The following is a 26,718-nucleotide window of genomic DNA, read 5'->3' on the forward strand; positions in this document are numbered from 1 at the left end:
ACGGCAACGGCTTTGATTAGTTTTTATAGAGAGGTTTGTTCTCATAAAATGAAGCGTTAGGATTTGCGCTGAGCGTTCACAATAAAAAGGAATAACATCTATGGATGAAGTTACATGCCAAGAGACGTATCAAGGAAATCACTTACAGAAGCGTTTTTCCGTCTCGCAAAGGGTCTCAATTGAGCCCCTCAACACGAAACACGCGTCCGCTTTACTAGAGGTTGTGAACACTCACCGAGAGAGCCTTGAGGGCTATCTACCTTGGACGGATTCTGTCACGAATCATCGAGAGGCCGTGAACTACATTTCCCAGCGAGTGAACAGTAACGCGCTTGATTCCCACTGGTGTGCAATTTATTTTGATGAGCAGCTTACGGGTGTTATTGGCATTAAAGGTGTGGATTCACATACACGTGTTACTGAAATTGGCTACTGGCTTGCTAACAATGGGCGAGGCCATCGTGTGATTGATCAAGTACTCGCAGTATTGATCCCTTTCTTGAAGAAGAAAGGGCACGCACAATTCATTCAGTTCCATTGTATGGAAGATAACATCGCTAGCATCAATATTGCTGAGCGTGCAGGCGCCACATTAAAAGAATACGTTGATCATGAGTTCGATATGCTTGACCGCTCTCAACGACTAGGCATTTATGAACTACGTTTGACGTAGTATCCACCCTAGAGATATTTTAATCAGAGTTCGAACTCTAACTTCACGAGCGCTACAATAGTAACATTGTTGCGCTCGTGTTAACTTGGGGCGTCATTGGTAGAAACTAGGCTAGGAGAAGCATCATGAACGCAATCACAGAGGTTGAAGTAGATAACTTGTTACAGCAAAGCCTCGAACGCTTAAAAGCGGCATATGCAGCCGAGCCTTATCCTAGTTTAGATGAACGTAAACAGCGCCTCGTTTTGTTAAAAAAATCGCTGCTTGAGAACAAACAAGCGCTGGTTGAAGCGTTAAGTGACGATTTTGGCTATCGCTCAGAATTTGATACCGCTATGACCGACGTTTTGCCAACGGTCTCGCATATTAATTATACCCTCAAACGACTAAAAAAATGGTGCAAACCCAGCAAGCGCGAATCCGGCTTATTGCTCGCACCTTCTAAAGTCACCGTTCAGTATCAACCGTTAGGTGTCGTCGGGATCATTTCACCGTGGAACTTTCCTGTGATTTTGAGCCTTGCGCCTTTAGTGACAGCATTGGCTGCTGGCAACCGCGTGATGATGAAGCTCAGCGAATTTACGCCAAAAACCAATAAAGTCATCGTCGATATTTGCCGTGGGTTGTCTGAGTATGTCGAAGTTTTTGAGGGTGAAGCAGACGTCGCACAAGCATTCAGCCAACTGCCATTCGATCACCTTTTGTTCACGGGTTCTACGAGTGTTGGTCGCGCAGTGGCAAAAGCGGCAGCGGAAAACCTTACCCCGGTGACGTTAGAGTTGGGTGGAAAGTCCCCGGTGATCATTGCAAAAGATGCAGACATGAAGAAAGCCGTTGATGCTATCTTGTTTGGTAAATGCATTAATGCAGGCCAGATTTGTGTCGCGCCTGACTACGCATTTGTACCGCAAGAACGTGTCGAAGAGTTCATTTCGCTATTCTTAAAACGTTTTGAAAAGCTCTATTTAAAATCCAACAAGAATCAAAAGCTGACCCATATTGTCAACCAACGACAATATGATCGTTTGACTGCGCTACTTGAGGATGCAAAAGCGCAAGGTGCTAACCTTCACACTGTTGAGGCGTCGCCCCAAGAGGAACGACTTCTGTATCCTCATTTGGTCACGGATGTGTCGCCGAATATGCGAATCATGCAAGAGGAGATCTTCGGGCCATTTCTACCTGTTAAGCCCTACAATGCCGTTGATGAAGCGATTGACTACATTAATCAGCACCAAAGACCACTTGCGCTGTATGTTATGTCGGACGACAAATCGACTATCAAACATATTGTACGCAACACCCACAGTGGTGGCGTCGGCGTTAATGATACGGTTTTACATGTTGGCGCTGAAGATGCGCCTTTTGGTGGCGTTGGTGAATCGGGTATTGGGCATTATCACGGAGAGGAAGGATTCAGAACTTTTAGTCATGCGAAAACCATTCTTCACACACCGAAATGGTTGCCAAGAACGAGCGTATTAATGCGCCGTAGGGCTATGGCGATAAAAGCGATCCAAAAGATCTTTGTTCGATAATAATTATGATTTGATTGATAAAAAACCGCCCGAATAGGCGGTTTTTTGTTTCTATATGCTCTGAAACGCTGGGCACCAAAGTCCGAGAAACTTCCATCGCGTGCTACCAACAAAACAAAGAAAGGCTCTTGTTGATAGAGCCTTGTTCAGGAAGTGTCGAGAGATCTTGGCAAGTTTAATGCAGAACTTCACTGCTGAATCTTAGATATCTACAGTCGTTCATCAGTTCTTTAAACGCCTTTCGGTCCAGCTTAATCAGAGTTTCATGATCGCCAGCTTCAAGGTAGACATGTTCCAAGTTTGCTAGTCTTTCATCGCAAACTGTCGACATGTGGTAAGGACTACCAATCGGTGGAATAGCGCCGTGTTCACAATCGGTGAAGAGTCGGTAAACCATACGCTCTTTCACCAAGTGGAAGGTGGCGTTAAACTCGTCGTTTAATCTCGACAAACTGATTTTGTTGTTGGCAGGTAAGACCGCCATCATATGACGCCCTTCATGATCCTCAAGAATCACACCTTTTGCGATATTCATTAAAGGCACACCTGCTGCAACACCACTTTGTAGCGAGCTATGACTGTGGCTGTGATTCACGGTTTGAAAGTGAATGTTATGCTCAGTCAAATATTCATCTAATCGGGTTGCAATCGTCATATAGCCTCCACGTGTATGAGACCCATAAAAAGTATAGGTTAGTCGGGCGACAATCGCGCATTTTACTCGGCTACACTGACGCTCTTTACGCTCCTGTTCTACGCTTATTGCAAGCCAGCGAGAAAGCATGGTTAACAATAATAAATAGGGGGCAACATGAGCAAGCCAATCATCGCTGATAACAAGCCGATCAAAGTAGAGTTGAAAGCTGGGCAAGAATATTACTTCTGCCGATGTGGGCGTTCTAAAAATCAACCTTACTGCGATGGGTCTCATTCGGGAACCGGCTTAAAGCCAATGAGCTTTAGTGCGGAAAAAGACGAAGATGCCTATCTCTGCCAATGTAAGCATACCGCCAATGCTCCTTTTTGTGATGGTACACACAAGCGATTTACCGCAGAGCAAGTCGGTAAAGAGGGACCGGAACAAAAGCGAGAGAAAAGAGACAAACCAACGGCGTCTGCTACTCAAGAAGAACCAACCCTCGAGTTTATCCACCAATTAGCGAGAGAAGGACTCTCTAAACTCGGTCATCATGGTCCGATGGCTGCAATGGGGGTTCCTAGGCATTTGCTACCACATTGGGATGCTATACAAATCATGGTGGCGCAAATGGCGACACAACCGTTGTTGGAAGACGTTCCTGTGTCTACCGAGTTGATTGTGGGACCAAACGCGCGTAAGCCGCTCAGACTCGCCATTCCTTTGTTGGTGTCGGACATGAGTTTTGGCGCACTTTCTGAAGAGGCGAAAATTGCACTAGCAAAAGGTGCAGAGTTGGCAGGGACTGGGATTTGCTCTGGTGAGGGTGGCATGTTACTGGAAGAACAAGCCGCTAATTCACGGTATTTCTATGAGCTTGCTAGTGCTCAATTTGGCTACGACGAATCTAAGCTTCTTAATGTTCAGGCGTTTCACTTTAAAGGTGGGCAAGGAGCAAAAACGGGCACGGGTGGTCATCTGCCTGCAAATAAAAATGTAGGTAAGATCTCTCAGGTGAGAGGCATCCCCGAGGGACAACCAGCGATATCACCACCAACGTTCAAAGATCTTCACACTACTCACGATTTCAGAAAGTTTGCTGACAGAGTTCGTGGCATCACAGGCGGTATTCCAATTGGATTTAAACTCAGTGCCAACCATATTGAGCAAGACATTCAGTTTGCGCTTGATGCTGGGACTGATTACATCATCTTAGATGGTCGCGGTGGTGGCACGGGTGCGGCGCCAACTATGCTCCGTGATCATATTAGTGTGCCCACCATCCCTGCATTAGCTCGTGCACGTAAGTACTTAGATGAAAAAGGCGTAAGTGACTGTGTCACATTAATCATCACCGGTGGGTTGCGAGTTCCTACGGATTTTGTCAAAGCGTTGGCACTTGGAGCAGACGGAGTAGCGATAGCAAACAGTGCGATGCAATCGATCGGTTGTGTCGCGGCTCGCATCTGCAACACCAATAATTGCCCAGCAGGCATTGCGACACAAAATGCCGATTTGAGGCAGCGTCTCGACGTTGAAAAGTCATCCCAGCAACTGAAAAATTTCTTCGAATCCTCGGTCGAGCTCATGAAAGTCATGGCGAGGGCGTGTGGTCATCACGCTCTGAATGAATTTAGTCATCATGATTTAGCGACCTGGGATCACAACATGGCGAGGCTGTCTGGGATTAAGTATTCAGGTATGGACTTAAACTGATCTCTATCCATATTTTCTGCATATAGGTAAATGTTTGATAACAATTATTTATTCGCTGAAATGTTTGAAATTTTGACTTGGCGTTAACTAAAAAAACAGTGTATGAACTACGCTGTTTGAGGTGGATATTCGATTTATTGAATAACAAAGAGTGGTTACCACAACCACGACACGAAGGAGCATTATATGAGCAAAGCAAACGGCGGTTCGGTAGGTAAATGTCCAGTTATGCATGGTGGGCAAACATCTACAGATAAGTCGGTGATGGATTGGTGGCCGAATGCCTTGAACTTAGACATCCTGCATCAACACGACTCCAAAACCAACCCATTTGGTCAGGACTTTAATTACAAAGAAGAACTGAAAAAGCTAGATGTCGAAGCACTTAAAAAAGATTTAAAAGATTTAATGACTGATAGCCAAGACTGGTGGCCTGCCGACTGGGGACACTACGGTGGTTTAATGATCCGAATGGCATGGCATGCAGCGGGCAGTTATCGTATTGCGGATGGCCGTGGCGGTGCTGCTACAGGCAACCAACGCTTTGCTCCTCTCAACTCTTGGCCAGATAACGCCAACCTCGATAAGGCTCGACGCCTTTTATGGCCAATCAAGAAAAAATATGGCAACAAACTAAGTTGGGCAGACCTGATTGTCCTTGCCGGTAACATGGCGTACGAATCCATGGGTTTTAAGACCTTTGGCTTTGCGTTTGGACGAGAGGACATTTGGCACCCAGAAAAAGACACTTACTGGGGCTCTGAGCAAGAATGGTTAGCCACAAGTGACGCTGATAACAGCCGCTACTCTGGTGAGCGAGATTTAGAAAACCCGCTTGCTGCGGTAATGATGGGTCTTATCTATGTGAACCCTGAAGGGGTAGACGGTAACCCAGATCCTCTCAAAACAGCACATGACATGCGAGTGACCTTTGCGCGAATGGCAATGAACGATGAAGAAACCGTCGCGCTCACAGCTGGTGGTCACACGGTGGGTAAGTGTCATGGTAATGGTGATGCCGCAAACCTTGGCCCAGAGCCCGAAGCAGCAGACGTTCATGAGCAAGGTCTTGGCTGGATTAATCACAAAACACGTGGTATTGGCCGTGACGCGGTAACGAGTGGTATTGAAGGTGCTTGGACAACACACCCTACACAATGGGATTACGGATACTTCCACCTACTATTTAAGTATGACTGGGAACTGAAAAAGAGCCCAGCCGGCGCATGGCAATGGGAGCCAATCGACATTGAAGAACAAGACAAGCCTGTCGATGTTGAAGACGGTTCTAAGCGCTACAATCCAATCATGACCGACGCCGATATGGCGCTCAAAATGGACCCTGAATATCGCAAGATTGCAGAAAAGTTCCAAAATGACCCAGCGTACTTTGATGACGTTTTTGCTCGTGCCTGGTTTAAGTTGACACACCGCGATCTAGGACCAAAATCATGTTATTTCGGCCCTGATGTGCCAAGCGAAGATCTTATTTGGCAAGACCCAACGCCTGCAGGTAAGACAGACTACGATGTCGATTTAGTGAAAACAAAAATCGAAGCAAGTGGCCTATCCATTAGTGAGCTAGTAAGCACGGCTTGGGATAGTGCGCGTACTTACCGTGGCTCTGACCGCCGAGGCGGCGCAAATGGTGCGAGAATTCGCTTGGCTCCGCAAAAAGATTGGCAAGGGAACGAACCTGAACGTCTAAGACGTATTCTTGCGGTGCTAGAAAAAATAGCAGCAGAAGAGGGCTGTAGTGTTGCAGACGCTATCGTGCTTGCTGGGAACGTAGGTATTGAACTGGCTGCGCGTGCCGCAGGTCATGATGTTTCCGTACCATTCGCGCCAGGCCGAGGTGATGCCACCCAAGAGATGACGGATGTGGAATCGTTCGAAGTACTTGAGCCTGTTGCTGACGGTTTCCGAAATTGGTTGAAGAAAGACTACGCGGTTAAGCCAGAAGAGCTTTTATTAGATCGTGCTCAGCTTATGGGGCTTACGGCGCCAGAAATGACGGTACTTATCGGTGGTATGCGCGTTCTAGGCAGTAACTACGGCGGTGGAAAAGAGGGCGTATTTACTGACCGAGTCGGCACTTTGTCGAATGATTTCTTCGTGAACCTTACTGACATGGCATATACGTGGAAACCAGTGAGTGCTAATCAATATGAAATCCGTGATCGTAAAACCGACGCTGTGAAGTGGACGGCTACTCGAGTGGATCTTGTCTTTGGTTCAAACTCGATCCTGCGTTCGTATGCGGAAGTGTATGCGCAAGATGATAATCAGGAAAAATTCATCCATGACTTCATCGCCGCATGGACGAAAGTCATGAACGCGGATCGTTTTGACTTGCAATAAGTGAAACGATGCCCGTCGGTAGATGGGTTGATGAATAAGTAAGAGAGGCGGGCGAAAAGCTCGCCTTTTTCTTTACCTATCTTTTTACTTTGATTGTTACTTTGATTGAAAGTTAAGCTCATTTGAACCATAATAACTGGACCATATGAACCATAGGAGCTTGATATGGCAACTGCAGCATTAAAAAGCTTCAAACCGAAACAACCTCATAAAGCCAATTTCTGGTTTATGTTGGGTATTGAAGACGCTGAAACAGGTCGCACTGATGCGGTTCACAAAGGCTTTGAGCCAAAGGTGTATCGCAATATTGTTGAGCGTGTGAAGCTTTCTCAGAGTGAGTTTCAAAACGTCACATTGATACCTGTTAGCACGATCAAGCGTCGTCTAAAAAACGATGAACGCTTCAATACGCAAGAAAGTGATGCAATCTATCGATTAGCGATGTTATTGAAACTCGCGACAGAACTGTTTGACGACGAAGAGCGCGCGTTAAAATGGATGAGAGAGAATGTGTATGGCTTAGGTGGAAAACGTCCACTTGATATGGTCTCGACCACGGTGGATTTTGAAATCGTAAAAGATTTGATCGGCCGTTTAGAGCACGGGGTATTCTCGTAATATGAAGCTCTATCGTCTCACACAAAAGAAATTTGCTGACACGCCATTCAGCCCCGTTGGCGCAAAGTTATTTGGAGGGCGATGGAACTCAAAAGGAACCGAAGCCCTCTACTTCTCTGAATCGGAATCCCTTTGCTCGTTGGAAGTGTTTGTTCACGTAAACAACGATCCTGCTATCACCAAACTTTACGATTTATATCGTATTGAAATGCCAGAATACCTCATCGCCACCTTAGATGAAGAAGATCTCCCTGTGACGTGGCGAGCAATACCGGCGAGCGAGTCTACGCAGTACATTGGTGATCAGTTTCTCAATGATCCTCATCCAGAGTTTGCCGCGCTGCAAGTGCCTTCAACGATTTCACCTCGTGATAAAAACTACGTGGTGAATCCAAATCATCCCAAAATGAAAGAGATCATCAAGAAAGCCGAAAAGCTCGATTTCGCGTTTGATCCGCGCATTTTCAAATAGACGCCTAGCTTTGTCTTGCTTTAAAGCATTCAGCGCTTACCTGAGATAAACGCTGAAGCATAAAAGTTTATTTCCTTGGTTATTGTCGGTCGTAAGTGAACTGTTGCGCTTCATTTGTAGTGTTGAGGTAATGCCCAAGCACCAACTCAGCACCTTTGTAAGATAAATGGCTGTCATCCGTATACATCGCATTGTTTGCTCCAACTCTCATTCGACATACGCCATTTCTGCAAATGGCATCGGTCAAGTCGACAAACTCAACGTGCTCAAATTGCTCAAAGTAGTTAACTAACTTCGCCACGTTTTGAGGGTGATGTTGTTTGGGAGAAAAGTCGCAGGCAGACTCTTCTGTCTCGCCAAACAAACGCGCTTTCCAAAGGCATTCTCCTACCGCAAACGGTGCAGAAGGGGTTGGACCGAAAACGACCACTTCCTTTCCTTTCAGTTCATTCAATAATTTGGTTAATGATGCTTCATAATCGGCTTGTGAAAGCTCTTTATTGAAATTAGAAGAGATAACAACGCGACGAATGGAAGGGGTACTTAGAATTGTATCGACAGCCTCATTGAAGAACTGTCGGCAAGAAATTGAGCCAGCAGCTTCTAGGATGTCGACATAACCGACCGCACAGGAATCTTGAGTAAGTTGCACCACGCCAGTTGGTGTTACTTCGGATAGACGCTTCACGTAAACCATGCTGTGACTATTGCCTAACACAGCGATGGCGGGCTGCGGCGCAGACGAGCACACATCGTTAACGTTGGTGTTGCCGTTGCAATCTAAACCATAACCGTTGTTAACGCGCATAGCCTCGAAAAATGCGCTTCTTTCTGGAAAACCACCGTTTTGATGACCGATAACGCCGAGCGTTAGCAAGGGCAACGTCAACAACACAATAACCGCGGACACAGTGCGCATGCTCATGGCTTTTCGGCTACGGAACGGCTTTTCAATAAAGCGCCAAGTGAAGTAAGAAAGTACAAAAAGAGTGACAACGTAAAGTGGGATATTGATGTCTTGTGTTGTGTCCAACACGTAGCGGTAAAAGACAAATAATGGAATGTGCCACAAGTATAAGCTGTAGCTGATTAAGCCGACGAACACGACCCACTTTAGGCTCAGTAATCTACCGCAGACATTGTCTTTAGAGGCAAACAAAATCACCAACGCGCTACCGATGACCGGCACCAGCAGCGTAATGCCCGCGCCATCTTGCGATTTTTCAAACAAAAGCGAGGAAGCCAATATCAAAACGATGCCAATGGTTGCTAGAGTATCGTTAGATTGAACTTGGACTTTTCTCATCACTAATGCGAGTAATGAACCGGTTGCCAGCTCCCAAGCGCGAGAGAAGATCATGTAAAAAGCGAAATCAGGATCGTTGCTCGCGTAGACAATAGTCATCAAACTCAGCACAAATACCGTGATAAAAAAAGTCAGGTAAAACGCGTTTTTGCCACGAGCGAGTAGCATGAGTAGCAAAGGAATGACAATGTAGTATTGTTCTTCAACGCCCAAGCTCCATGTGTGGAACAGCGGGTTGGCTTGATCTTCTAAACCGAAGTAATTGTGGCCTTTCAAATACAGAAGAATGTTGGATGAAGAGAGAATGGAAGACACTGCAAATTGACCAACGTCTTTGTGTGCTTGCGGCAAAAATAGCCACCAAGACATCAAATAGCTGACGGCGATCACCACCAGTAAGAGGGGGAGTATGCGACGAATGCGTCGCTCATAAAAATCACCAAGGCTGAACTTCTGGTTTTCTAAGTCGTTAATCACGATGGCAGTGATCAAATAGCCGCTGATCACAAAGAACACGTCGACGCCAATAAAGCCACCAGCGAATTGCTCAACTCCTGCATGAAACAAAATCACCAACGTGACAGCAATCGCCCTTAATCCGTCTACTTCTGCTCTGTAAGTCATATCGTGTTGCTCCAACATTCCGTTTAATGAAGTAGAGCAAAATATGAACCAGAAATAATGTTTATTTAAATCAGTGCCTTAAAGTGATTGTCAAAATGAAAATGCTAGGTGGGTTAACGAATTCCCAAATTGAATTTCAATATGGAAACCCCATAAAGAATGATCTTAAGAAGCGCTAAATCAAAGAACGTAAAGCGCGAGGCACTTAGACTTCATTGAAAATGATTACGCTAAAGAAACGATGACAGAGAATACGATTCAGGAAAAAATTGCCAGCTTTACTTGTATCGAAGAGGCTTTGGATTACTTCGACATCGAGTTTGATAGCCGATTTATCGAAAACAACCGAACCGAGTTGGTTAAGAGGTTTAACGGCTACTTAATCCTCACTAAACCGGATGATTGGTTTTCAGGTCGTCGTGCTTTAAAGAATGCTTACTGTAAAGTACAACGCCGTTTGCTCAGTAAAACGACGCGCTCTGCGTGCCGAGGTTGTACATCTTGTCAAAGACGTTAATTCTGGTGGCTTGCCTAAAAAGAACCCTGCATCTTGGCGTCACAGGGGGAAGAGCAAGGTTCTTTTGGGTTAGCTATTGGTTTGTCGCGAGTTGCGAATCAGCTTTACGTAGATGAATTAACCCGCGTGATACGCAGGGTAGTCCACTAAGCCTTTTTCACCGCCGCCGAACAATGTGGCAGGGTCATGTTCTGCCAGTGGATAGCCATGTTTGATGCGGCTTGGTAAGTCTGGGTTTGCAACAAACGGACGGCCAAAGCCAATCATGTCAGCTAAACCACTTTCGATCGCGTGTTGCGCCTTTTCAGCGTTGTAACGACCGGCATAAATCAGTGTACCTTTGTACGCCTCACGAACTGCGGTTTTAAAGTTGTGCGGAGTGTCTGGCGCGTCGTCCCAATCTACTTCTGCAATGTGAATGTAAACCACATTGAGTTTATCAAGCAGCGCTGCAGCGGCGGTGTAGGTTTCGACTGGCGTACTATCAACGGTGCCATTTAACGAAGTGAATGGTGCAAGACGAACACCAACACGCTCAGCGCCAATAGCTTGCGTAATCGCTTCTATCACTTCACCAAGAAAACGCAGACGGTTTTCAATAGAGCCACCGTATTCATCGGTGCGGTTATTCGCTTCAGAATCGATAAACTGGTTAACCAAGTAGCCATTCGCTGCATGAAGCTCGATACCATCGAATCCGGCTTCTATCGCGTTTAGGGCGGCTTGGCGGTACTCTTCAATAACGTTCTTGATGTCTTGTTTGGTCATTTCACGTGGCTCAACCACGTCGACAAAACCCGGTTCGTCTGTGCCGTTATCGACAAATACTTTCACGTTTTCTGCTTTTAGCGCAGAAGAAGAAATAGGTTGCTCACCGCCAATGTTATCAGGGTGAGTCACGCGACCAACGTGCCACAATTGCGCGAAGATAGTGCCGCCATTCTCGTGCACCGCATTAGTTACCCTTTTCCAGCCAGCAATTTGCTCTGGGCTGTAAATGCCTGGTGTCCATGCATAGCCTTGACCCATTGGCGAAATTTGTGTGCCTTCAGCAACGATTAGGCCCGCTTCAGCACGTTGAGCATAGTAGGTCGCCATCATATCGTTAGCGATATTACCTGGTTGAGAAGCACGAGAGCGCGTCATCGGAGGCATAACGATACGGTTTTTTAATGAGAGAGAGCCAAGTTGAATGGGTTGAAATAATGCGTCTGTCATAGGAAACCTCGTTATTTTTGAGTTTGGATGAGTTCGATTTGGTAACCATCGGGATCTTTAATGAACGCGATGTGAGTTTCTCCGCCTTTCATTGGACCTGGCTCGCGAGTAACGTTGCCACCAAGCGCTTTAATTTTTTCGCAAGCGGCGTAAATATCTTCAGACCCCAGTGCCATGTGTCCGAATGCGTTACCCAAGTCGTAACTGTCGGTATCCCAGTTATAAGTTAGCTCGATGGTCGCGCTATCTGGTTGATCAGTGTTACCAACAAACACCAGTGAGTAACGGTATTCTTGGTTTTCAAAACGATCCAAAACACTCATTCCCAGAACTTTTGTATAAAATTCGATAGATTTGTCTAGGTTAGCTACACGGATCATCGTGTGGAGAAACTTCATAAGTCGCCTTTTCATAACGTTGCGTAATCACTATGCAAACCATATCGCCACTCTAAATAAACTGGAAATTATCGTTAATTATTAAAATGATTATTTAGTGTTATGAAAAGCGAGGTTGCTGGCCCTGCAACATGCAAACAAAGATTACTCGCCGTTTCTTTTTAATTGTTGGCATATGCTAATTACTCTTTTGAGAAACCGAGTAACTATCATGTCCACAAACAGCTATTGTCATTACACTCACGAATCTCATCATCAATGTACGGTTTGTTCTTCAATTAATGTGAATCCGAACTCTTTGGCCGTGAACTACCAATACCTAGCCGATGGTTCTGTTGTCGGAGAGTTTCACGTTTTACCGCGTCATCAAGGTTACACAGACCTGTTGCATGGTGGTATTGCCAGTTCGCTTCTCGATGGTGCAATGACGCATTGTTTGTTATCTAGAGACATTCAAGCCCTTACGGCGCAGTTGGATGTGCGCTACCATGCACCTATTCAGTTAGATGATCGAGTCACGATTACTGCACACTGTGAAGGTGAACGACGCGGTATATATCAACTGGTGGCTCAATTGCGGGTCAATAGCGAAGTTAGAGTGACGGCTAAAGGGAAGTTTATTCGTCCTAAAAAGGCATAAATAAAAACGTGTTCTACGGAGAGGCAATGAAGAAATTTGATGAGCTGTATGCAATTGCGACGAGAAAATCTCAATATGACCAAACCAACACTTGGTTTAAAGGCGTAGAGACTTATCTGGAGGCCATTGGCAAAGAAGTTGATGAAGTCCGCGAAGAGATTCGTGAGGATCGCCTTTGTCATTTGGAAGACGAGTTAGGCGATGTGTTGTGGAACTACCTTAACGTATTAAAAGCGCTGGAAAGAGAAAAGGGTATAGATCCTGAGAAAGTACTCGAAAGAGCCTGCAACAAATACGATCAGCGTGTATCTGCGATTGAGTCGGGACGCAGTTGGGATGAGATAAAACAGCAGCAGAAACAAGCCTTGAACGCAGAGCATGAAGCCGCGCAGTTAGAAGATGTAAAGAGCCAATAACTGCGCTTGGTATTGAAAGGGTTGGTTAATAGGGAATACCTAGTCAGCCCTTGGAGCTGTTGACCAACAGTAGGTCACAAGGTGGTTGGTCAAGTAACGTGTCTACAGTGCTGCCAGACCAAAATTGAGATGACATGCTTCGTTTACATGCCCCCATAATCAAAATCGCTGCTTGTGATTGCTTAACTGCTTTTGGTAACGCCGTTTCAGGGTTTCCTTCCGGTAATAGTAATGGAACTCGCGTTAACTTTTGCGCACTAATAAAATCTGTAATGCCTGCTTTTTGATTGCTTAATATCTCTGCACGATAGCGAGAGAGGTATGGTGCGACGTATCGGCAGTAAACGAGCGTCATTTTCCCGCTTAAGGTTTGTTCTAATTTTGAGCCTCGCGAGACGATGGCTTTATCTACTATCGACTTTTCATCCCCTCGATGAAGTGGGTCGATTGCACAAAGCATGTTGGCGTGAGAAGGCCATGACCGCTCACTCAGTAGCAACAAGTCGCAATCTTGTTGTGCTAGTTCTGTGAGCATCGTTTGAATCTCGTGTTTGTTAAAGTGTCCCACGAGCAGTAAGTCAGTGTGGTCAACAAGCCGTTTCGCAACTTGCTCAACCCAATGGCTCCCTTTGAAATGCTCGTAAGAGAGCTTTGGTGTTTCAAGCTCTTCTTCTTCACAAAGTTCGACAATTAATGCGTTGAACTTTAAGGTCCAAGCTTCAAACTCAGCTTGTCTTTTTTCTATATGGTCAGAGTTGAAACTGAGAAAATGAGCGAATGCGTGATCTTCACTTCGGCGATGGTCTTCCACTAAAACTACAATAGGCTGAGCCAGCGCTGTCGAAAATTGAATCACTTTACGAAGCACCTTACGACTTGGTAAGGCGGCCTGCTGAGTCAGAAAAAATACAGGTGCCATTGATTACTCCATTATCAAACAAGGCGAATGAGCCTGACACACATTCAAGTCTATACCATGAACTGATGCAGAGGCGTTTTGTTTCTGCGAGCGAAATATAAATTCCGCAATTAAGTCAACTATCGCCTAGAATTTTAACATCAAGAATTCATGCCTTCGGATAGCACATATCGTCAATGCGGCGAATGTGGTAGTGAAAGCTATAGGTAAAAGTAATGATAGATTCCAACCAATTGCAAATTAACCGCAAAGTGCCACATTTGCTTGCTGAGATCATTAAAGCGATAGAATCGACCGAAGACTTGAGCTTTTTGAAAGACTATCAAGAAGCACAGATTGCGAACATTTTGGAATCGGTCAACATTGCTTACCGTAAACGTGTCATAGAAGCAGTGCCGCCTGAGAAGTATTGGACGGTATTAAATTTGCTCCGATACGACACCGCCAAGCACATTCATCAATCACTCAATAAAGACTTACAACATGAACGCTTGGCGTACATAACGGATTCAGAACTGATCATCTTTGCGGACTTTCTACCGACCGAATTTGTAGATGAATACCTTATTGATCAAAGTGAAGAGTCTGTCGCGCATATCCAACAAGCATTGTCGTATGCAGACAACAAAGTTGGACGTTATGCCGAGCCTCACTTTCTGGTCGCAAACCCTAAAAACAGCGTAGGAGGCATCAAAACCGAGCTGCTAAAACGTGGGCAAAGTCCAGTGCGGTTGATTATTGTGCGTGATGCGAGTGGTGTGATTGGTACGATAGAGCCGCATACCCTATTGCTGCACGAAAATCATATCAAACTTACCGACTTGACCGTAGTTACGCCAATTCTAGAAGATATTCAAACGATTCAAAGCGTCAGCAAACAAGTCTCGATTGATGGTGGAGCACATTGGTTTCCTATCATGGCTGGTGGCAAAATTATGGGCGTCTTGTCGATGGCGACCATTGCGATTACGTTGCGCGAACTCAGCCTACAAGCTGTAGTGGCAGAAAACGTACGAAGCGAAGAAGATTTGTTCACACCATTAAGCGTGGCGACAAGGCTAAGAGCACTTTGGTTGGTGATTAACTTGCTGACCGCTTTCGTAGCCTCCGCCATCATTGGGCTTTTTGATAATGTGGTCGAGCAAGTCGTTGCGCTTGCGATCTTAATGCCCGTTGTGGCGAGTATGGGCGGCATCGCGGGTAGCCAAACCTTAGCGGTGGCCATTCGAGGTATCGCACTAAACCACTTGCACCAAAGTAACTTGAAGCTATTGGTGAATAAGGAATTAAAAATCGCCACCATTAATGGTTTAATTATGGGATTGGTGATCGCGGGTGTCGTTTACATGGTGTTTGACTCTTTGCCATTGGCGCTTATTATTTGCTGTGCCATTTTCCTCAATAGTTTGGCGGCCGCGGCATCGGGTACGTTGATACCATTCACGTTGAAAAAGTTTAACATTGACCCCGCCGTGGCTGGCTCGGTAGTATTGACGACCGTTACCGATGTCGTTGGTTTCTTTGCGTTCTTAGGCTTAGGTGCCATTTTCTTGATATAAATATCCAATTGACGCGTTAACTAGCAGAACCAATCGCACCATTTCCCAACCCAGTATTTTGGGCGAGCTTGCTTCACTCAGCATTCCTCCGTTTTCCATAACCGATGAACACGTCGTTTCGGTTCTTACTTTGTATATCTCTTCACTGCCCAGTTCTATTCCCCCAAATTTCCCACTACCGATCTCGCTTAACGCTGGCGTGCCAAATGCCAATTTCAAACGCCAGATGATGCCAATTTTCTTGGCTGTACACGCATTACTTCACTCAAACAAAAAAATAAGGAAACAATTTTGAATAAACTCATCGTATTCACTGGTGGTCCCGGTGCAGGAAAAACCTCGGTTATCGAACAACTAAAAACACAAGGCTTTATCTGCGCGCCAGAAACCGGCCGTCAAATAATACAAACGCAGGTTGCCAATCACGGTTCAGCATTACCTTGGAATGACAAACAAGCTTTTCGAGACGAAATGATGAAGGCAGAAGTGAGCAATTACCGAGCTTTCAATGTCCACCAAGGGAATGTGTTTTTTGATCGCAGTATTGTGGACGTATATGGCTACAGTAAGTTGGAACAACTTCCAATCTCGCATGAGCTCATCACGCATTGCCAGATGCTTCGTTATCATTCTCAAGTGTTCATTTTTCCACCGTGGACGTCGATATTCAGCAACGACGAAGAGCGAAAGCAAGATTTTTCTGAAGCGGTCGCCACGTATCAACAGATGGTCGATGCATACCACAAGTTTGGTTATCAATTGATCGAAGTGCCCAAAATATCAGTCGAAGACAGAGTAGCGTTTATTCTCGGCTCAGTTATCGAACAAGGCTGAAAGATGATTGATGCAAACAAATGCGTAAGGCGATTGTGAGCACGACAACAATATGCGTAAGGCGATTGTGAGCACGACAACAATATGCGTAAAGGGAGTTATTTATACTGGATAAAATTCAATAACTTAATTGAGTGTTATGTCTTTTAAATATCTTACCTTATTGCTCGCAACGACGAGCATGAGCAGCTTTGCTGATGTAGACCTGCCTTCGGGGGATGATTGGTTAAACCATGTGACGAATGGCCTAGCCCCATATTGGATGATGGAAAGCGCGCATGGGCAACCTGCGGGGAATTTTCCGACATTTCGTTGTGATAACGGTGTCATTCTCGACCCACAAAAGCCGTGTGAAGAATTAAACAAAGGGTGGATTAGCCCGCACTTCGATCGCGAATACACCCGCATGAAATCGCGCCAAACTTACGCTTATGGCGTGCTTTTTCATCTTACGGGTGACAAGCAAGCATTAGAGCTGGCAAAGAAAGGGGCTTATTACCTGATTGATCACCTACAAGATGAGAAAAACGGCGGCTTTGTGAGCTTTACGCGTAGTGGAAAACCGGGGATGAAGTGGCAACAACGAACTTCTCAAGACCAAGCTTACGCTTTGGTGGGGTTGGCGATGTACTACTACTTAACGCAAGACCCAAAGGTCGAACAAGCGCTTATCGACCAGCAAGCGTTTATATTTAAACAATACCGACGAAGCGATGATCGCGGTCTGGCGTGGGTTTTGAAAGATGGTGATGGGGAAAGTGAGAAGCAGCAAGAGTTAGTCGCTCAACTTGACCAAATTAATGGCTACCTGTTGTTAATGACGCCACTTTTACCACCGCCAGCGCAAGCCAAGTGGAAGCAAGATCTGCAATGGCTGACGCAAGTGATGCTAGATAACTACTATTCCGTCAAAGAGCAGCGCTTTTATGGCGCGATACACCACAAAGCGGTAATGATGCCAGATGCGAAACACAATGATTTTGGACACACCATCAAAGCGTATTGGATGACGTATCTCACTGGTCAGTTGTTGGAAAATTCCAATTGGACAGAGTTTGGTTTCAAAGGAATGAAACACACGCTTAAGCAAGCGCAATACCAGCAAAACTTTGAGCAAGTCAAAGCGCTTTTCTCACCAGAATGGCAGAGTAAATGGACGCAAGAGAGCATTCCTGCTTGGCAATCAAGACCATACAAGCACTATAGCTCGTCTTGGGAATGGGCAGAGCTCGATCAAGCGGCAATGACAGTTTCCCTTGTTGATGGTTCGATGAAAGAAACGCTTCAATACACGTTACCCACTTTTATGGATGCATGGGTGGATCATCAATATGGAGGCGTCGGTCTAAGCCCTAAATCAACCAAAGCGTTCCATTGGGGAAATGGTTACCACCAGTTTGAACATGCGTTGGTCGGGTATTTGTACGCGCAACAAATGGCAAAACAGCCTGCCAAGCTTTACTACGCGCGACCAGCAGAGAATAAAATGCCACTTAATCCATATTACTTTAGCGCAGACGTAAAATCGTTGTCGTCACAAAGTGATGGAGTCACCAGCGCGACATTCACCAATATTCGACCTTAGGTTGGTCGATGGTGATGTGTTGGTTAAAGTCCACGTAAAAGCCAATAAAATCCTCCGACAGCAAGTGCGACTATTAGCTATCTAGGTCTGTCACTAGATAAGCTTCAAGCAATAATGGTGTAGGTAATGCCCACGGGGCGCTTACAAAAAGCCGTCAGAATCACTGGTTTTGACGGCTTTTTATTCTATGACAGGTAGAGGATTCAATTTTCAGCGCGATAGGTCCATGAAAACTTAAGTGAGATTCCAATCACGTCGCATGATCTCACTAGTGTCATTGGAAATAAATGAATTGTTTCTGATACATAGAACGTATTAACATGGTTGCACTGGGCCCATATGAGTAAACTTATTGAATATACAATTTGAGAGAGAGGGTTTAGTTATTAAAAATAACAGTTAGTTGGAATCTAGGTTAAATGAAAATAAAACTATTTAAAAAGCTACAAGTTGTATTTCTTGTGGTGTTGTTTCTCTAGGTTGTCCAAGCGGAAGCATGATCTAAAACGCTTATTTTATTCAAATAAATGGAAAGAAATGAAAGTGGAATTAAAAAATAACTATTCAGAATCAGAAATAAACCAGCCACCATCGGTACTTCTTGTTACGTCTCTGTTGTGTCTGGCGTCCGTTTGTTGGGCTGCATTGCTGTTGGCCATTGAATATATTGTTGGGATAGAAATGAGTGGTACAGGCTTTCTTAGCACGTTAATCCCAGCCATGAGTGTTGGTTATTACTTCGGCTACAAGACTGGAGATGTAATGCCATCAAAAACAAGATGGTATGCTGTTTTACTGTGGACTTTAGCAAGTTTGGTAGTGTTCTCTCTTATCTTAATGTCGTTAGATATTTCTCCGTTTTATTTATTATCTGAGCTCGGTGGGGTAAGTATTTTTATTGCTATCATAATGCTAATAACGATTGGCATCGCCTACTTAATTTTAAAAAGTGGTGAGAAAATGGCGATTAGAGTATTACTCAAAGCCAAGGAAAGTCAGTAGATAAAATACAACAAACGATTCAATTAGGATCATGACAAGACGTCAGCCATAATGTGCTGGCGTTTTAGTTTCCTGTTTGTAGGATTTTTATCTAAAAGGCAAACCCATTTATTGTGTTGTAGTTTGAGTTAATGGTTTATGCCTTGTGCGCAAGATAGCTTAGCAGGTTTATGTATCGAGAAACGTGTGTATAATTCGCCACGAATTACGATTTATAGATATGAAAGGTAAGTATGGCAGTCCTCGAAATTCTCTCCATTCCAGACCCAAGGCTTAAAGTAAAAGCAGAAAAAGTCACTGATGTATCGACAGTACAAACGCTGATAGACGATATGCTAGAAACACTTTACGCAACGGGCAATGGTATCGGTTTAGCTTCAACCCAAGTAGGCAGAAAAGAGGCGGTTGTTGTCATCGATATCTCTGACGAACGCAATGATCCTTTAATCTTGGTTAACCCAGAAGTGGTGAGCGGAGAAAACAAAGCACTTGGTCAAGAAGGGTGCCTATCTGTTCCTGAGTACTACGCAGATGTAGAGCGTTACACGTCAGTTGTTGTTTCTGCACTAGACCGTGATGGCAACCCGATTACAATCGAGAGCGATGAGTTCTTGGCGATTGTGATGCAGCACGAAATTGATCACCTATCTGGTAACTTGTTCATTGATTACCTTTCACCGCTGAAGCAAAAAATGGCGATGAAAAAAGTGAAGAAGTACGTAAAATCGCAAGCTAAGTAATATGAAAGGAAGTAACTCACAACCGCGAGTTACTTCCTTGTAAATCAAGAATAGGACGGTAGGGAGAGCGGTTTATCTCTGCTTTTGGGGGACATAACGCTTTACGACCTTCATAAGCCTTTGAAATGAAGAACAGTCCATATGTGACTCATGAGGGCAGGTGGCAACATGGTTTAGGCTGTCTCGCACCGCTTTCAAACGTTTTATTTGCTCATCAATCTCAAGTGCCTTTTTCGTTAGTAAGTCACGATCGATATATGGCTTTGAAACTTCTGATTGATTCAACATTTCTGCCATTTCGTTAAGCGATATTCCAGCGATACGCCCCAAACTAATTAAATTGAGTGTATTGAGTACCTCTGGTGAATATTGGCGTCTCAATCCATTCCTTCCTATCGAGCGAATTAACCCCAGCTGTTCGTAGTACCTGAGCGTTGAAGTCGGCAATCCTGATTTTCTAACCACTTCTGCAATATCCATATTATTCCCCATTGACTTCAAGTTGGCTTTAAGTTGTAGCATGCAACTAAGACCTTAACAAATCAAAAACTTGAGGAGAGAAAAATGCTGCTTTTAATGGGATTGCAAGCGGTGCTAATAGGGATTGGTGCCACTTTGATAATGGATTTATGGGCATGGTTACAAAGGAGAGTGTTTGGTATTCCTTCATTAAACTATGCGTTGGTTGCGCGCTGGGTTTTGTACATGCCCCAAGGAAAGCTTATGCATGCGCCAATTATGGCGTCAGAGGCGATGCCGGGAGAAAAGTCACTGGGCTGGTTTTTGCATTATGCCATCGGCGTTACTTTCGCTTTGGCTCACGTTACTGTTTTTGGTCATCATTGGTTGGTAGAGCCCAGTCTAATGCCCAGCTTAATTACAGGCGTGGTAACGTTGATCTTCCCATTTTTGGTCATTCAACCTTGTCTAGGATTTGGTTTTGCTGCGAGTAAAACCCCAACACCTTGGAAAGCCCGTTTTCTTAGCACATTGGCGCATTTGGGTTATGGTTTGGGTTTATTCATAGCCGGGTTTGCAATCAAAGTTACGAGCCAGTATTTTGCATAGATAAAATGAGCATCATGCAAACGAGTGGTTTTTATCTATGATGCTCAACTCTTGGTTGTTTTTTGCGCTTTGCTCATAGTTGACCGATATGTCTAAAGTCTGTTGCATTTATCCAAGACGTAAAGTCGGCGGACATTTAACATTGCCTTAACGTCAGAATGGCAAGCGGTTTACCAAGAAAAACTAAAATTATCTGGTTTGACATAAAGAATATTAAGGGTTTCAGATGGCTTCAAAAGTGGCAGGGATATCAATACTGAGTTTATTGGCAGCGCCAGTTGCGATGGGAGAAACAGCCAGTGCTTATGATTTATGTTTGCTAGACAAAATAAAGCAAAGCAAAGGTGAAGAAACCATAAAGAGCATTCGCGCGCAGTGTGAGCTTGACACAGTAACCAGCACAGTGCCCGCAGATCCAGAAATTGAAGAGCCTGAAGAACTTCAGGAAAGTTTGGTCGACAAGCGTTTGGAATCAGAACGAGAAAACGCGTTCGAACCGTTTAGCCTAGTCGCGCATCGCGTTAACTATATTCTTCCGTTTACATACAGTGATCGTGTAAATAAACGCGCGTATGCCGACACCAAATACGGCGATGAACTGCGTAAGGAAGAGGCGGAGTTCCAAATCAGTTTTAAAGTACCAATGAACTATGATGACTTGTTGTTTGATGGCGATGGTCTGTTTTTTGGAATGACTCTTAAATCATTTTGGCAGGTATACACGGGTGCAGCATCTCGTCCATTCCGTGAAACCAATTATCGTCCAGAGCTTTTTTACTACACCCCAACAGACTGGAAACCACTTGATGGTTCGACTTGGTTAGGTTTTGGTATTGAACATGAGTCTAACGGTCAGAGACAGGAGCTATCGCGCAGTTGGAACCGTGTCTATGCCAACTTAACCTTTGCAAAAGACAATTTTGCGGTTTCTATCCAGCCTTGGTGGCGTATACCTGAAGATGAAAAGACATCGCCTAATGATCCCAAAGGTGATGATAACCCGGATATCGAAGACTATATGGGACACTTTGAGCTATCGAGTGCTTACAAGTGGAATGGTTACGAGTTTACCTTTTTAGGTCGCCAGAACTTTCAAACACATAAGGGTTTTGCAGAACTGGGTGTGTCATTTCCGATTTGGGGCAAAGTTCAGGGGTACGCACAATACTCAGCGGGTTATGGTAAGAGCTTGATCGACTATGATCATAATCAGCAGCGGATTGGTGTTGGTATTGCAATCAACGGTGTTTTGTAGTTTTTCGTAGATGGATAGAAATTAACACTGGCAATTGAAATTTCAATATTTAGAATGCGAGGCTGAAATTGATTTCTAACCTAGAGTGATTTTATGCTTCGTGATTACACCTTCGATTGTCTTGTAACTATGCCTCGCCATGAGCTGGAAGAGTTTAGTGCTCGTATGATCAGTAAAATGGTGCCAGAAGACGTGATGAATGAGCTGTTCACTTTTGATCAAGAAGAAGTGGATAGTGAAGACCGCATGTTGTCTGCACGTCTTGATGCAATGCTACGCATGACAGCAATCGCACTGAGTGAAATTCAACAAGCGTTTGATGACTCAGACAACGCAAAGCAAAATAGCGAGCGAATGACGCGATTGGTGCTTTGGCATTTCTACGCGATCTCATTCCGTTTGGAAGAGGCCATCACGCTAGAAACACACTGTGCGCTAGTGGAAAAACTAATCGAAAATGCACCTTCGGATGTTTTTGCGTGGGTAAAAACATTGACGGAGCTGCTGCACACTTACGCTGAAATCAACGCGAAAGAGAATCCTCAAGACTAAACACCTGTCGTTTATCGTTCAGTAAATTAGAAACAAGGCGAGCCATTTGGATCGCCTTGTTTTTTCGCGTCAGATAAACCTTCGGGTTTGAAATACCAAACAAGCCTAGACTCAGATTTGTTCGTTCACTAGCGAACGGCGTGATTCCTTCTTACACTAAATCAAGGTGTTTGTTGCTAAACAAGCAAATGCATGACTAAGTCGTGTATTATTTTCCACTTAAATGCGGATAATTTATGTCGAAGAACCTTCTGGTTTTTAAATTGGAACCGACTATTGAGCGTGTACGCTTTCCAGCTGAGCTTCATCTATCTAAAGGAAGTGAACGATGGATCCGTTAACGCAAGGTTTATTGGGTGCAGCTTTGCCACTGGCGGTGAGCAACAAGCGAAACCTTGCAGTTGTTGGCGTGTTGGGCGTGGTCTCTGGGATGGCTCCGGATTTAGATGTGCTAATCCGTTCTTCAACTGATCCTTTGCTGTATTTGGAATACCATCGCCAATTTACTCACTCGCTCTTGTTTATCCCGTTTGGTAGTTTCATTTGTGCTTTGGTGTTGTATCCATTGTTCGCAAAAAAGCGAGGACTAAGCTTCCGGCAGAGTTGGTTTTACTGCGCGCTTGGTTATAGTACCCATGCGTTATTAGACGCATGCACCAGTTATGGAACACAGCTTCTATGGCCGATAAGCAACACGCGTTATGCTTGGAACACTATTTCGGTAATCGACCCCGCGTTCACACTCCCTATTTTAATATTGCTTTTGTTTGCTGCACTGAAGCGAAGCCCAAACTATGCCCGCATTGCATTTTTATGGTGTCTGGCTTACCTAAGCCTTGGAATGATCCAACGAGATAGAGCAGAAGCAGCTGGTTGGGAAATCGTCAAAGAGCGACAACACAACGCTATACAATTAAAAGCCAAACCAAGCTTTAGCAATCTTTTGGTTTGGAAACTAATTTATGAAACGGAAGAGAGCTACTATGTAGATGCCGTAAGGGTGGGGCGTTCAATAAAAATTTACCCTGGCGAATCAACTCCAAAGTTAAATATAAAAGAGCAATTTCCGTGGCTAAACCCGCAATCGCAACAAGCAAGAGACATCGAACGTTTCCGTTGGTTTTCAAACGGTTTTGTAGCGACGGATCCGAATAATGAAATGCGAATTGTTGATATGCGTTATTCCATCGTACCAAACCAAATTAATGCGTTATGGGGCATCAATCTATCCCCAAAAGCCAGCGCAGACGCGCACGTTGAATACACTGCTCATCGAGGAAGTACTGCAGAAGATCGCCAAGTTTTTTTCAACATGCTTACGGATTTTGAGTGATGGTTTTACTTTGGATGTCGATGCGGTTTCGTAATAACTATTACGCAGACTGAAAGTCCTTTACTAGGGTTGGCTTGCTAGCGAAGAAAATCTTGCCAAACAGGGACTTGTACTTCCAGCCAAGAGACAAAAGCCGTTTAGCTAAGTTCTTGTTTTCAATGATTGCAACCTCAACACCTTGGTAGTGGTAAGGATTGCTTTTGATGTAGTCGATAAATGCAGTAAGCACGCCTTGCCCGCGAACGGAGGGTGCAAAGTTGACTGCTACAATAGAAAAGCGTTGGCTACCTGCTGGGCAACGGACTAAACAGTGCCCAAGAGGATGAGTAATAGTCTCAGAAAATTCAGGAAAAGGGCGAGACTCAAGCTCTTGAGAAAGCGCATCGTATCGCTGACATAGATAAGAAAATAGTTGTTTCGCTTCGCTGTTCATATCGGTGCCGCTTTTGTGTTGCTTGGTTTGAAGGCATTGATGTCTCAAACATTGTAACCATAGATAGCAACACAAAACGCGGTAAACTTTTTCAGTAATGATTTCCTATTTTTGAAACCTTAATTGTTACAAATGAAGTTGATTGGGTTTTATATGGTAGTTGTGAACGAGTGTTTCTAGTTGAAGGGAGAATACGCTGGTTACTGGATTCTTACTGGAATTCCTTTGTTAAAAGGCGAGCTGCTTGGTTTAATGCCGCTCGTTTAACTGCGAGTGGCATCTTTTGTATTTCGTCACCTTGTACAGCGACGATGGGACATGATGTGGGATCTTCTATCCTAGCTCTTCATGGTCTAAATTATCTCATTAACCACTCAGAGCTAGATTCTTAGTCTCGCCAAGGCTCGCTGGACTGACACAAAAACATCGTTAAACTCCTGTTATTAAATTATTTGGTCCGCCTTTGCTTACTTTTGAACGCTTAACTAGGCGTTACTCCAAGTGCTTAAATTGCAATGCCACAAGTCGCTGATACAACTCACAGCTTTGCATTAATGATTGGTGGTTACCAACATCGACTAACTCGCCATTGTCGAGCACCGCAATTTTATCCGCATGTTGGATAGTCGAAAGACGATGAGCAATAATCAGCGTTGTGCGTCCTTTCATTAGAGCTTCAAGTGCTTGCTGAACGTGATGTTCACTTTCACTATCAAGGGCGCTGGTAGCTTCGTCTAGCAGTAAGATTTTTGGATCTTTTAGAATCGCGCGAGCAATCGCAATGCGCTGCTTTTGTCCGCCTGATAGCCTAACGCCGCGCTCCCCTAAAAAGCTGTGATAGCCTTCGGGAAGCTTCTCAATAAACTCATGGGCATGGGCTTTTTTCGCGGCTTCGATAACTTGTTCATCCGTCGCTTCAGGATTACCGTAGCGAATATTATGGAAAACATCATGGCTAAACAGCGCTGGTTGTTGTGGTACGAGCGCCATTTGACGTCGAAGCTCGTTTGGATCGAACTGTCGAATATCTTCACCACCAAACAACACTTGCCCTTTTTGCGGATCATAAAAGCGTTGCAGCAGTTCGAATAGTGTTGTTTTACCTGCACCAGAAGGGCCGACCAACGCCAACACTTTTCCTTGATCAGCGGTTAGATTTAACTCTTTGATAGCTGGTTGATTTGGGCGAGAAGGGTAGTTGAAACTCACTGAATTAAAGTTAACCTCAGCAGGCATGTCGGCACGGACAGGCAAATGGTTGCTTGGCGCTTTAATATCACTGGCTACTTGAAGGATCTCAATCAGCCGTTCGGTAGCACCTGCGGCTCTTTGCAATTCACCCATGACTTCGGAAATGGTTGCAGTCGATGAGGCAACCATAATGGCATAAAACACAAATGCGGCTAGGTCACCCGCAGACATTTTTCCGTGAATCACATCGCTGCCGCCTACCCAAAGCATGCCTGCAATCGCGCTGAACACAATCACAATAACGCCTGATATCAGGATCGCTCGCTGCTTTACTCTCTGTCTACCTACTTCATAAGCTTTTTCCACCTCGACAGCGAAAGCCGCTCGTTCATGCGACTCTGAGCTAAAACTTTGCACGGTTTTAATATGCTCTATCGCTTCTCCAGCGTAGCTTCCGACATCGGCCATTGAGTCCTGACTTTGGCGAGAGAGCGCACGCACGCGTCGTCCATAAAACAAAATCGGAACCAGAACCAAAGGCACAGAAGCAAGCACAATCAGCGTGAGCTTAACGTTAGTGGCAAACAACATTATGATGGCCCCAAAGCACATCAAAGCGCTACGCATCGCCATCGAGAACGATGAACCAATAATGCTTTGCAGCAATGTGGTATCGGTAGTCAAGCGCGACATAATGTCGCCACTACTGTTGGTCTCAAAATAGCTCGGATGCAGCGTAATCACATGGTTAAACACCGCAAGGCGAATATCCGCACTAACGCGCTCACCTACGGAAGAGACAAGGTAAAAGCGAAAGAAAGTCCCAATGGCAATACACAATGTGACACCGACAATAAACTGAATCGCATTGGTAAGCTCTTGCAATGATTGCTGAGCAAAGCCTTGGTCGATAAGTATGCGTACTCCATAGCCAACGGATAACGTCAAACTTGCTGTCGCAACAAGGGCAACCAAGGCCGCCGCAACCCGCCATTTATACGGTGCAATAAAGGTGTTGAGTTTAAGAAGAATGCTGAGATTTTTGTTATTTTTTCTGCTCATGAGTGACTCACAAAGCGTTTTAGGTACCTGGCATAGTAAGCCAGTTTGGTT

Annotated in this window: 26 protein-coding genes; 18 read left to right on the forward strand and 8 right to left on the reverse strand. The window is 44.7% G+C overall.

What is annotated here, in order from left to right; all coding sequences use genetic code 11:
• Positions 1 to 100: 100 nt before the first annotated feature.
• Together R7Z50_RS02770 and R7Z50_RS02775 are read left to right on the forward strand one after the other, a co-directional pair.
• Complete coding sequence (locus tag R7Z50_RS02770) at positions 101 to 673, forward strand: GNAT family N-acetyltransferase (RefSeq protein WP_025767834.1); 573 nt, start codon at positions 101 to 103, stop codon at positions 671 to 673.
• Between the two features lie 125 nt (positions 674 to 798).
• Entirely contained in the window at positions 799 to 2,211 is a 1,413-nt protein-coding gene (locus tag R7Z50_RS02775; RefSeq protein WP_017820990.1) for a coniferyl aldehyde dehydrogenase, read from the forward strand.
• Positions 2,212 to 2,386: 175 nt separating this feature from the next.
• On the opposite strand, the gene R7Z50_RS02780 is transcribed toward R7Z50_RS02775, so the two are convergent.
• Positions 2,387 to 2,866: an aminoacyl-tRNA deacylase gene (locus R7Z50_RS02780; protein WP_005376501.1), complete on the reverse strand. Its 480-nt coding sequence runs from the start codon at positions 2,864 to 2,866 to the stop codon at positions 2,387 to 2,389.
• A 156-nt stretch (positions 2,867 to 3,022) separates the two neighbouring features.
• Between R7Z50_RS02780 and R7Z50_RS02785 the strand changes: the two genes are divergently transcribed.
• From R7Z50_RS02785 to R7Z50_RS02800, 4 genes are all read left to right on the forward strand, one after another.
• Positions 3,023 to 4,564: a glutamate synthase-related protein gene (locus R7Z50_RS02785; RefSeq protein WP_318148853.1), complete on the forward strand. Its 1,542-nt coding sequence runs from the start codon at positions 3,023 to 3,025 to the stop codon at positions 4,562 to 4,564.
• 186 nt (positions 4,565 to 4,750) lie between these two features.
• Positions 4,751 to 6,925 (forward strand): catalase/peroxidase HPI, encoded by a 2,175-nt coding sequence (gene katG / locus R7Z50_RS02790; protein WP_206969579.1) that lies wholly within the window; start codon positions 4,751 to 4,753, stop codon positions 6,923 to 6,925.
• A gap of 165 nt (positions 6,926 to 7,090) precedes the next feature.
• On the forward strand, positions 7,091 to 7,543 hold the full coding sequence (locus tag R7Z50_RS02795) for an antitoxin Xre/MbcA/ParS toxin-binding domain-containing protein (protein ID WP_017820987.1): 453 nt from the start codon (positions 7,091 to 7,093) through the stop codon (positions 7,541 to 7,543).
• Position 7,544: 1 nt separating this feature from the next.
• Complete coding sequence (locus R7Z50_RS02800; RefSeq protein WP_005376497.1) at positions 7,545 to 8,015, forward strand: RES family NAD+ phosphorylase; 471 nt, start codon at positions 7,545 to 7,547, stop codon at positions 8,013 to 8,015.
• 79 nt (positions 8,016 to 8,094) lie between these two features.
• Here the strand turns inward: R7Z50_RS02800 and R7Z50_RS02805 are convergent, their stop codons facing one another.
• Positions 8,095 to 9,945: an acyltransferase family protein gene (locus tag R7Z50_RS02805; protein WP_206958813.1), complete on the reverse strand. Its 1,851-nt coding sequence runs from the start codon at positions 9,943 to 9,945 to the stop codon at positions 8,095 to 8,097.
• Positions 9,946 to 10,186: 241 nt separating this feature from the next.
• Here R7Z50_RS02805 and R7Z50_RS02810 point away from each other — a divergent pair, with 241 nt between their 5' ends.
• Positions 10,187 to 10,462, forward strand: a complete 276-nt coding sequence (locus R7Z50_RS02810; protein ID WP_017635333.1) for a nitrogenase-stabilizing/protective protein NifW — start codon at positions 10,187 to 10,189, stop codon at positions 10,460 to 10,462.
• 117 nt (positions 10,463 to 10,579) lie between these two features.
• Here the strand turns inward: R7Z50_RS02810 and R7Z50_RS02815 are convergent, their stop codons facing one another.
• Together R7Z50_RS02815 and gloA are read right to left on the reverse strand one after the other, a co-directional pair.
• Complete coding sequence (locus R7Z50_RS02815; RefSeq protein ID WP_318148854.1) at positions 10,580 to 11,680, reverse strand: alkene reductase; 1,101 nt, start codon at positions 11,678 to 11,680, stop codon at positions 10,580 to 10,582.
• A gap of 11 nt (positions 11,681 to 11,691) precedes the next feature.
• Entirely contained in the window at positions 11,692 to 12,078 is a 387-nt protein-coding gene (gloA, locus tag R7Z50_RS02820; protein ID WP_318148855.1) for a lactoylglutathione lyase, read from the reverse strand.
• A gap of 211 nt (positions 12,079 to 12,289) precedes the next feature.
• Between gloA and R7Z50_RS02825 the strand changes: the two genes are divergently transcribed.
• Positions 12,290 to 12,718: a PaaI family thioesterase gene (locus R7Z50_RS02825; RefSeq protein WP_086047438.1), complete on the forward strand. Its 429-nt coding sequence runs from the start codon at positions 12,290 to 12,292 to the stop codon at positions 12,716 to 12,718.
• Between the two features lie 26 nt (positions 12,719 to 12,744).
• Positions 12,745 to 13,134 (forward strand): MazG nucleotide pyrophosphohydrolase domain-containing protein, encoded by a 390-nt coding sequence (locus R7Z50_RS02830; protein WP_005376487.1) that lies wholly within the window; start codon positions 12,745 to 12,747, stop codon positions 13,132 to 13,134.
• 43 nt (positions 13,135 to 13,177) lie between these two features.
• Here R7Z50_RS02830 and R7Z50_RS02835 read toward each other — a convergent pair whose 3' ends face one another.
• The gene (locus tag R7Z50_RS02835; protein WP_213905128.1) at positions 13,178 to 14,053 is read right to left on the reverse strand and encodes a universal stress protein; all 876 of its coding nucleotides are present in this window, start codon (positions 14,051 to 14,053) and stop codon (positions 13,178 to 13,180) included.
• Between the two features lie 215 nt (positions 14,054 to 14,268).
• On the opposite strand from R7Z50_RS02835, the gene R7Z50_RS02840 reads away from it, so the two are divergent.
• The 5 genes from R7Z50_RS02840 (at position 14,269) to def (ending at position 19,773) form a co-directional block, all read left to right on the forward strand.
• Positions 14,269 to 15,612, forward strand: a complete 1,344-nt coding sequence (locus R7Z50_RS02840) for a magnesium transporter (protein WP_256900072.1) — start codon at positions 14,269 to 14,271, stop codon at positions 15,610 to 15,612.
• Positions 15,613 to 15,903: 291 nt separating this feature from the next.
• Entirely contained in the window at positions 15,904 to 16,446 is a 543-nt protein-coding gene (locus R7Z50_RS02845; protein WP_213867683.1) for an AAA family ATPase, read from the forward strand.
• Positions 16,447 to 16,585: 139 nt separating this feature from the next.
• The gene (locus R7Z50_RS02850; protein ID WP_318148856.1) at positions 16,586 to 18,031 is read left to right on the forward strand and encodes an AGE family epimerase/isomerase; all 1,446 of its coding nucleotides are present in this window, start codon (positions 16,586 to 16,588) and stop codon (positions 18,029 to 18,031) included.
• Between the two features lie 537 nt (positions 18,032 to 18,568).
• Positions 18,569 to 19,033: an ABZJ_00895 family protein gene (locus R7Z50_RS02855; protein WP_017635325.1), complete on the forward strand. Its 465-nt coding sequence runs from the start codon at positions 18,569 to 18,571 to the stop codon at positions 19,031 to 19,033.
• A 233-nt stretch (positions 19,034 to 19,266) separates the two neighbouring features.
• The gene (gene def, locus R7Z50_RS02860; RefSeq protein ID WP_005388756.1) at positions 19,267 to 19,773 is read left to right on the forward strand and encodes a peptide deformylase; all 507 of its coding nucleotides are present in this window, start codon (positions 19,267 to 19,269) and stop codon (positions 19,771 to 19,773) included.
• Between the two features lie 72 nt (positions 19,774 to 19,845).
• Here def and R7Z50_RS02865 read toward each other — a convergent pair whose 3' ends face one another.
• Positions 19,846 to 20,253: a helix-turn-helix domain-containing protein gene (locus R7Z50_RS02865; protein WP_021707542.1), complete on the reverse strand. Its 408-nt coding sequence runs from the start codon at positions 20,251 to 20,253 to the stop codon at positions 19,846 to 19,848.
• 84 nt (positions 20,254 to 20,337) lie between these two features.
• Here R7Z50_RS02865 and R7Z50_RS02870 point away from each other — a divergent pair, with 84 nt between their 5' ends.
• The 4 genes from R7Z50_RS02870 (at position 20,338) to R7Z50_RS02885 (ending at position 23,981) form a co-directional block, all read left to right on the forward strand.
• The gene (locus R7Z50_RS02870) at positions 20,338 to 20,841 is read left to right on the forward strand and encodes a DUF2938 domain-containing protein (RefSeq protein WP_005376471.1); all 504 of its coding nucleotides are present in this window, start codon (positions 20,338 to 20,340) and stop codon (positions 20,839 to 20,841) included.
• Positions 20,842 to 21,067: 226 nt separating this feature from the next.
• Positions 21,068 to 22,096, forward strand: a complete 1,029-nt coding sequence (locus tag R7Z50_RS02875) for a phospholipase A (RefSeq protein ID WP_017820977.1) — start codon at positions 21,068 to 21,070, stop codon at positions 22,094 to 22,096.
• Between the two features lie 93 nt (positions 22,097 to 22,189).
• The gene (locus tag R7Z50_RS02880) at positions 22,190 to 22,648 is read left to right on the forward strand and encodes a hypothetical protein (RefSeq protein WP_005388759.1); all 459 of its coding nucleotides are present in this window, start codon (positions 22,190 to 22,192) and stop codon (positions 22,646 to 22,648) included.
• 328 nt (positions 22,649 to 22,976) lie between these two features.
• On the forward strand, positions 22,977 to 23,981 hold the full coding sequence (locus tag R7Z50_RS02885; RefSeq protein WP_206969559.1) for a metal-dependent hydrolase: 1,005 nt from the start codon (positions 22,977 to 22,979) through the stop codon (positions 23,979 to 23,981).
• Positions 23,982 to 24,021: 40 nt separating this feature from the next.
• On the opposite strand, the gene R7Z50_RS02890 is transcribed toward R7Z50_RS02885, so the two are convergent.
• The gene (locus R7Z50_RS02890) at positions 24,022 to 24,414 is read right to left on the reverse strand and encodes a hypothetical protein (RefSeq protein WP_005376463.1); all 393 of its coding nucleotides are present in this window, start codon (positions 24,412 to 24,414) and stop codon (positions 24,022 to 24,024) included.
• 492 nt (positions 24,415 to 24,906) lie between these two features.
• Entirely contained in the window at positions 24,907 to 26,667 is a 1,761-nt protein-coding gene (locus R7Z50_RS02895; RefSeq protein ID WP_186585349.1) for an ABC transporter ATP-binding protein/permease, read from the reverse strand.
• Positions 26,668 to 26,718: the final 51 nt, after the last annotated feature.

It is taken from the genome of Vibrio sp. 1249-1 (genome assembly GCF_033340495.1).

What these genes read in the sequence shown, in the direction of transcription:
- R7Z50_RS02770 (WP_025767834.1), top strand. Translation starts at nt 101, where the DNA reads ATGGATGAAGTTACATGCCAAGAGACGTATCAAGGAAATCACTTACAG.
- R7Z50_RS02775 (WP_017820990.1), top strand. Translation starts at nt 799, where the DNA reads ATGAACGCAATCACAGAGGTTGAAGTAGATAACTTGTTACAGCAAAGC.
- R7Z50_RS02780 (WP_005376501.1), bottom strand. Translation starts at nt 2,866, where the DNA reads ATGACGATTGCAACCCGATTAGATGAATATTTGACTGAGCATAACATT.
- R7Z50_RS02785 (WP_318148853.1), top strand. Translation starts at nt 3,023, where the DNA reads ATGAGCAAGCCAATCATCGCTGATAACAAGCCGATCAAAGTAGAGTTG.
- katG (WP_206969579.1), top strand. Translation starts at nt 4,751, where the DNA reads ATGAGCAAAGCAAACGGCGGTTCGGTAGGTAAATGTCCAGTTATGCAT.
- R7Z50_RS02795 (WP_017820987.1), top strand. Translation starts at nt 7,091, where the DNA reads ATGGCAACTGCAGCATTAAAAAGCTTCAAACCGAAACAACCTCATAAA.
- R7Z50_RS02800 (WP_005376497.1), top strand. Translation starts at nt 7,545, where the DNA reads ATGAAGCTCTATCGTCTCACACAAAAGAAATTTGCTGACACGCCATTC.
- R7Z50_RS02805 (WP_206958813.1), bottom strand. Translation starts at nt 9,945, where the DNA reads ATGACTTACAGAGCAGAAGTAGACGGATTAAGGGCGATTGCTGTCACG.
- R7Z50_RS02810 (WP_017635333.1), top strand. Translation starts at nt 10,187, where the DNA reads ATGACAGAGAATACGATTCAGGAAAAAATTGCCAGCTTTACTTGTATC.
- R7Z50_RS02815 (WP_318148854.1), bottom strand. Translation starts at nt 11,680, where the DNA reads ATGACAGACGCATTATTTCAACCCATTCAACTTGGCTCTCTCTCATTA.
- gloA (WP_318148855.1), bottom strand. Translation starts at nt 12,078, where the DNA reads ATGAAGTTTCTCCACACGATGATCCGTGTAGCTAACCTAGACAAATCT.
- R7Z50_RS02825 (WP_086047438.1), top strand. Translation starts at nt 12,290, where the DNA reads ATGTCCACAAACAGCTATTGTCATTACACTCACGAATCTCATCATCAA.
- R7Z50_RS02830 (WP_005376487.1), top strand. Translation starts at nt 12,745, where the DNA reads ATGAAGAAATTTGATGAGCTGTATGCAATTGCGACGAGAAAATCTCAA.
- R7Z50_RS02835 (WP_213905128.1), bottom strand. Translation starts at nt 14,053, where the DNA reads ATGGCACCTGTATTTTTTCTGACTCAGCAGGCCGCCTTACCAAGTCGT.
- R7Z50_RS02840 (WP_256900072.1), top strand. Translation starts at nt 14,269, where the DNA reads ATGATAGATTCCAACCAATTGCAAATTAACCGCAAAGTGCCACATTTG.
- R7Z50_RS02850 (WP_318148856.1), top strand. Translation starts at nt 16,586, where the DNA reads ATGTCTTTTAAATATCTTACCTTATTGCTCGCAACGACGAGCATGAGC.
- R7Z50_RS02855 (WP_017635325.1), top strand. Translation starts at nt 18,569, where the DNA reads ATGAAAGTGGAATTAAAAAATAACTATTCAGAATCAGAAATAAACCAG.
- def (WP_005388756.1), top strand. Translation starts at nt 19,267, where the DNA reads ATGGCAGTCCTCGAAATTCTCTCCATTCCAGACCCAAGGCTTAAAGTA.
- R7Z50_RS02865 (WP_021707542.1), bottom strand. Translation starts at nt 20,253, where the DNA reads ATGGATATTGCAGAAGTGGTTAGAAAATCAGGATTGCCGACTTCAACG.
- R7Z50_RS02870 (WP_005376471.1), top strand. Translation starts at nt 20,338, where the DNA reads ATGCTGCTTTTAATGGGATTGCAAGCGGTGCTAATAGGGATTGGTGCC.
- R7Z50_RS02875 (WP_017820977.1), top strand. Translation starts at nt 21,068, where the DNA reads ATGGCTTCAAAAGTGGCAGGGATATCAATACTGAGTTTATTGGCAGCG.
- R7Z50_RS02880 (WP_005388759.1), top strand. Translation starts at nt 22,190, where the DNA reads ATGCTTCGTGATTACACCTTCGATTGTCTTGTAACTATGCCTCGCCAT.
- R7Z50_RS02885 (WP_206969559.1), top strand. Translation starts at nt 22,977, where the DNA reads ATGGATCCGTTAACGCAAGGTTTATTGGGTGCAGCTTTGCCACTGGCG.
- R7Z50_RS02890 (WP_005376463.1), bottom strand. Translation starts at nt 24,414, where the DNA reads ATGAACAGCGAAGCGAAACAACTATTTTCTTATCTATGTCAGCGATAC.
- R7Z50_RS02895 (WP_186585349.1), bottom strand. Translation starts at nt 26,667, where the DNA reads ATGAGCAGAAAAAATAACAAAAATCTCAGCATTCTTCTTAAACTCAAC.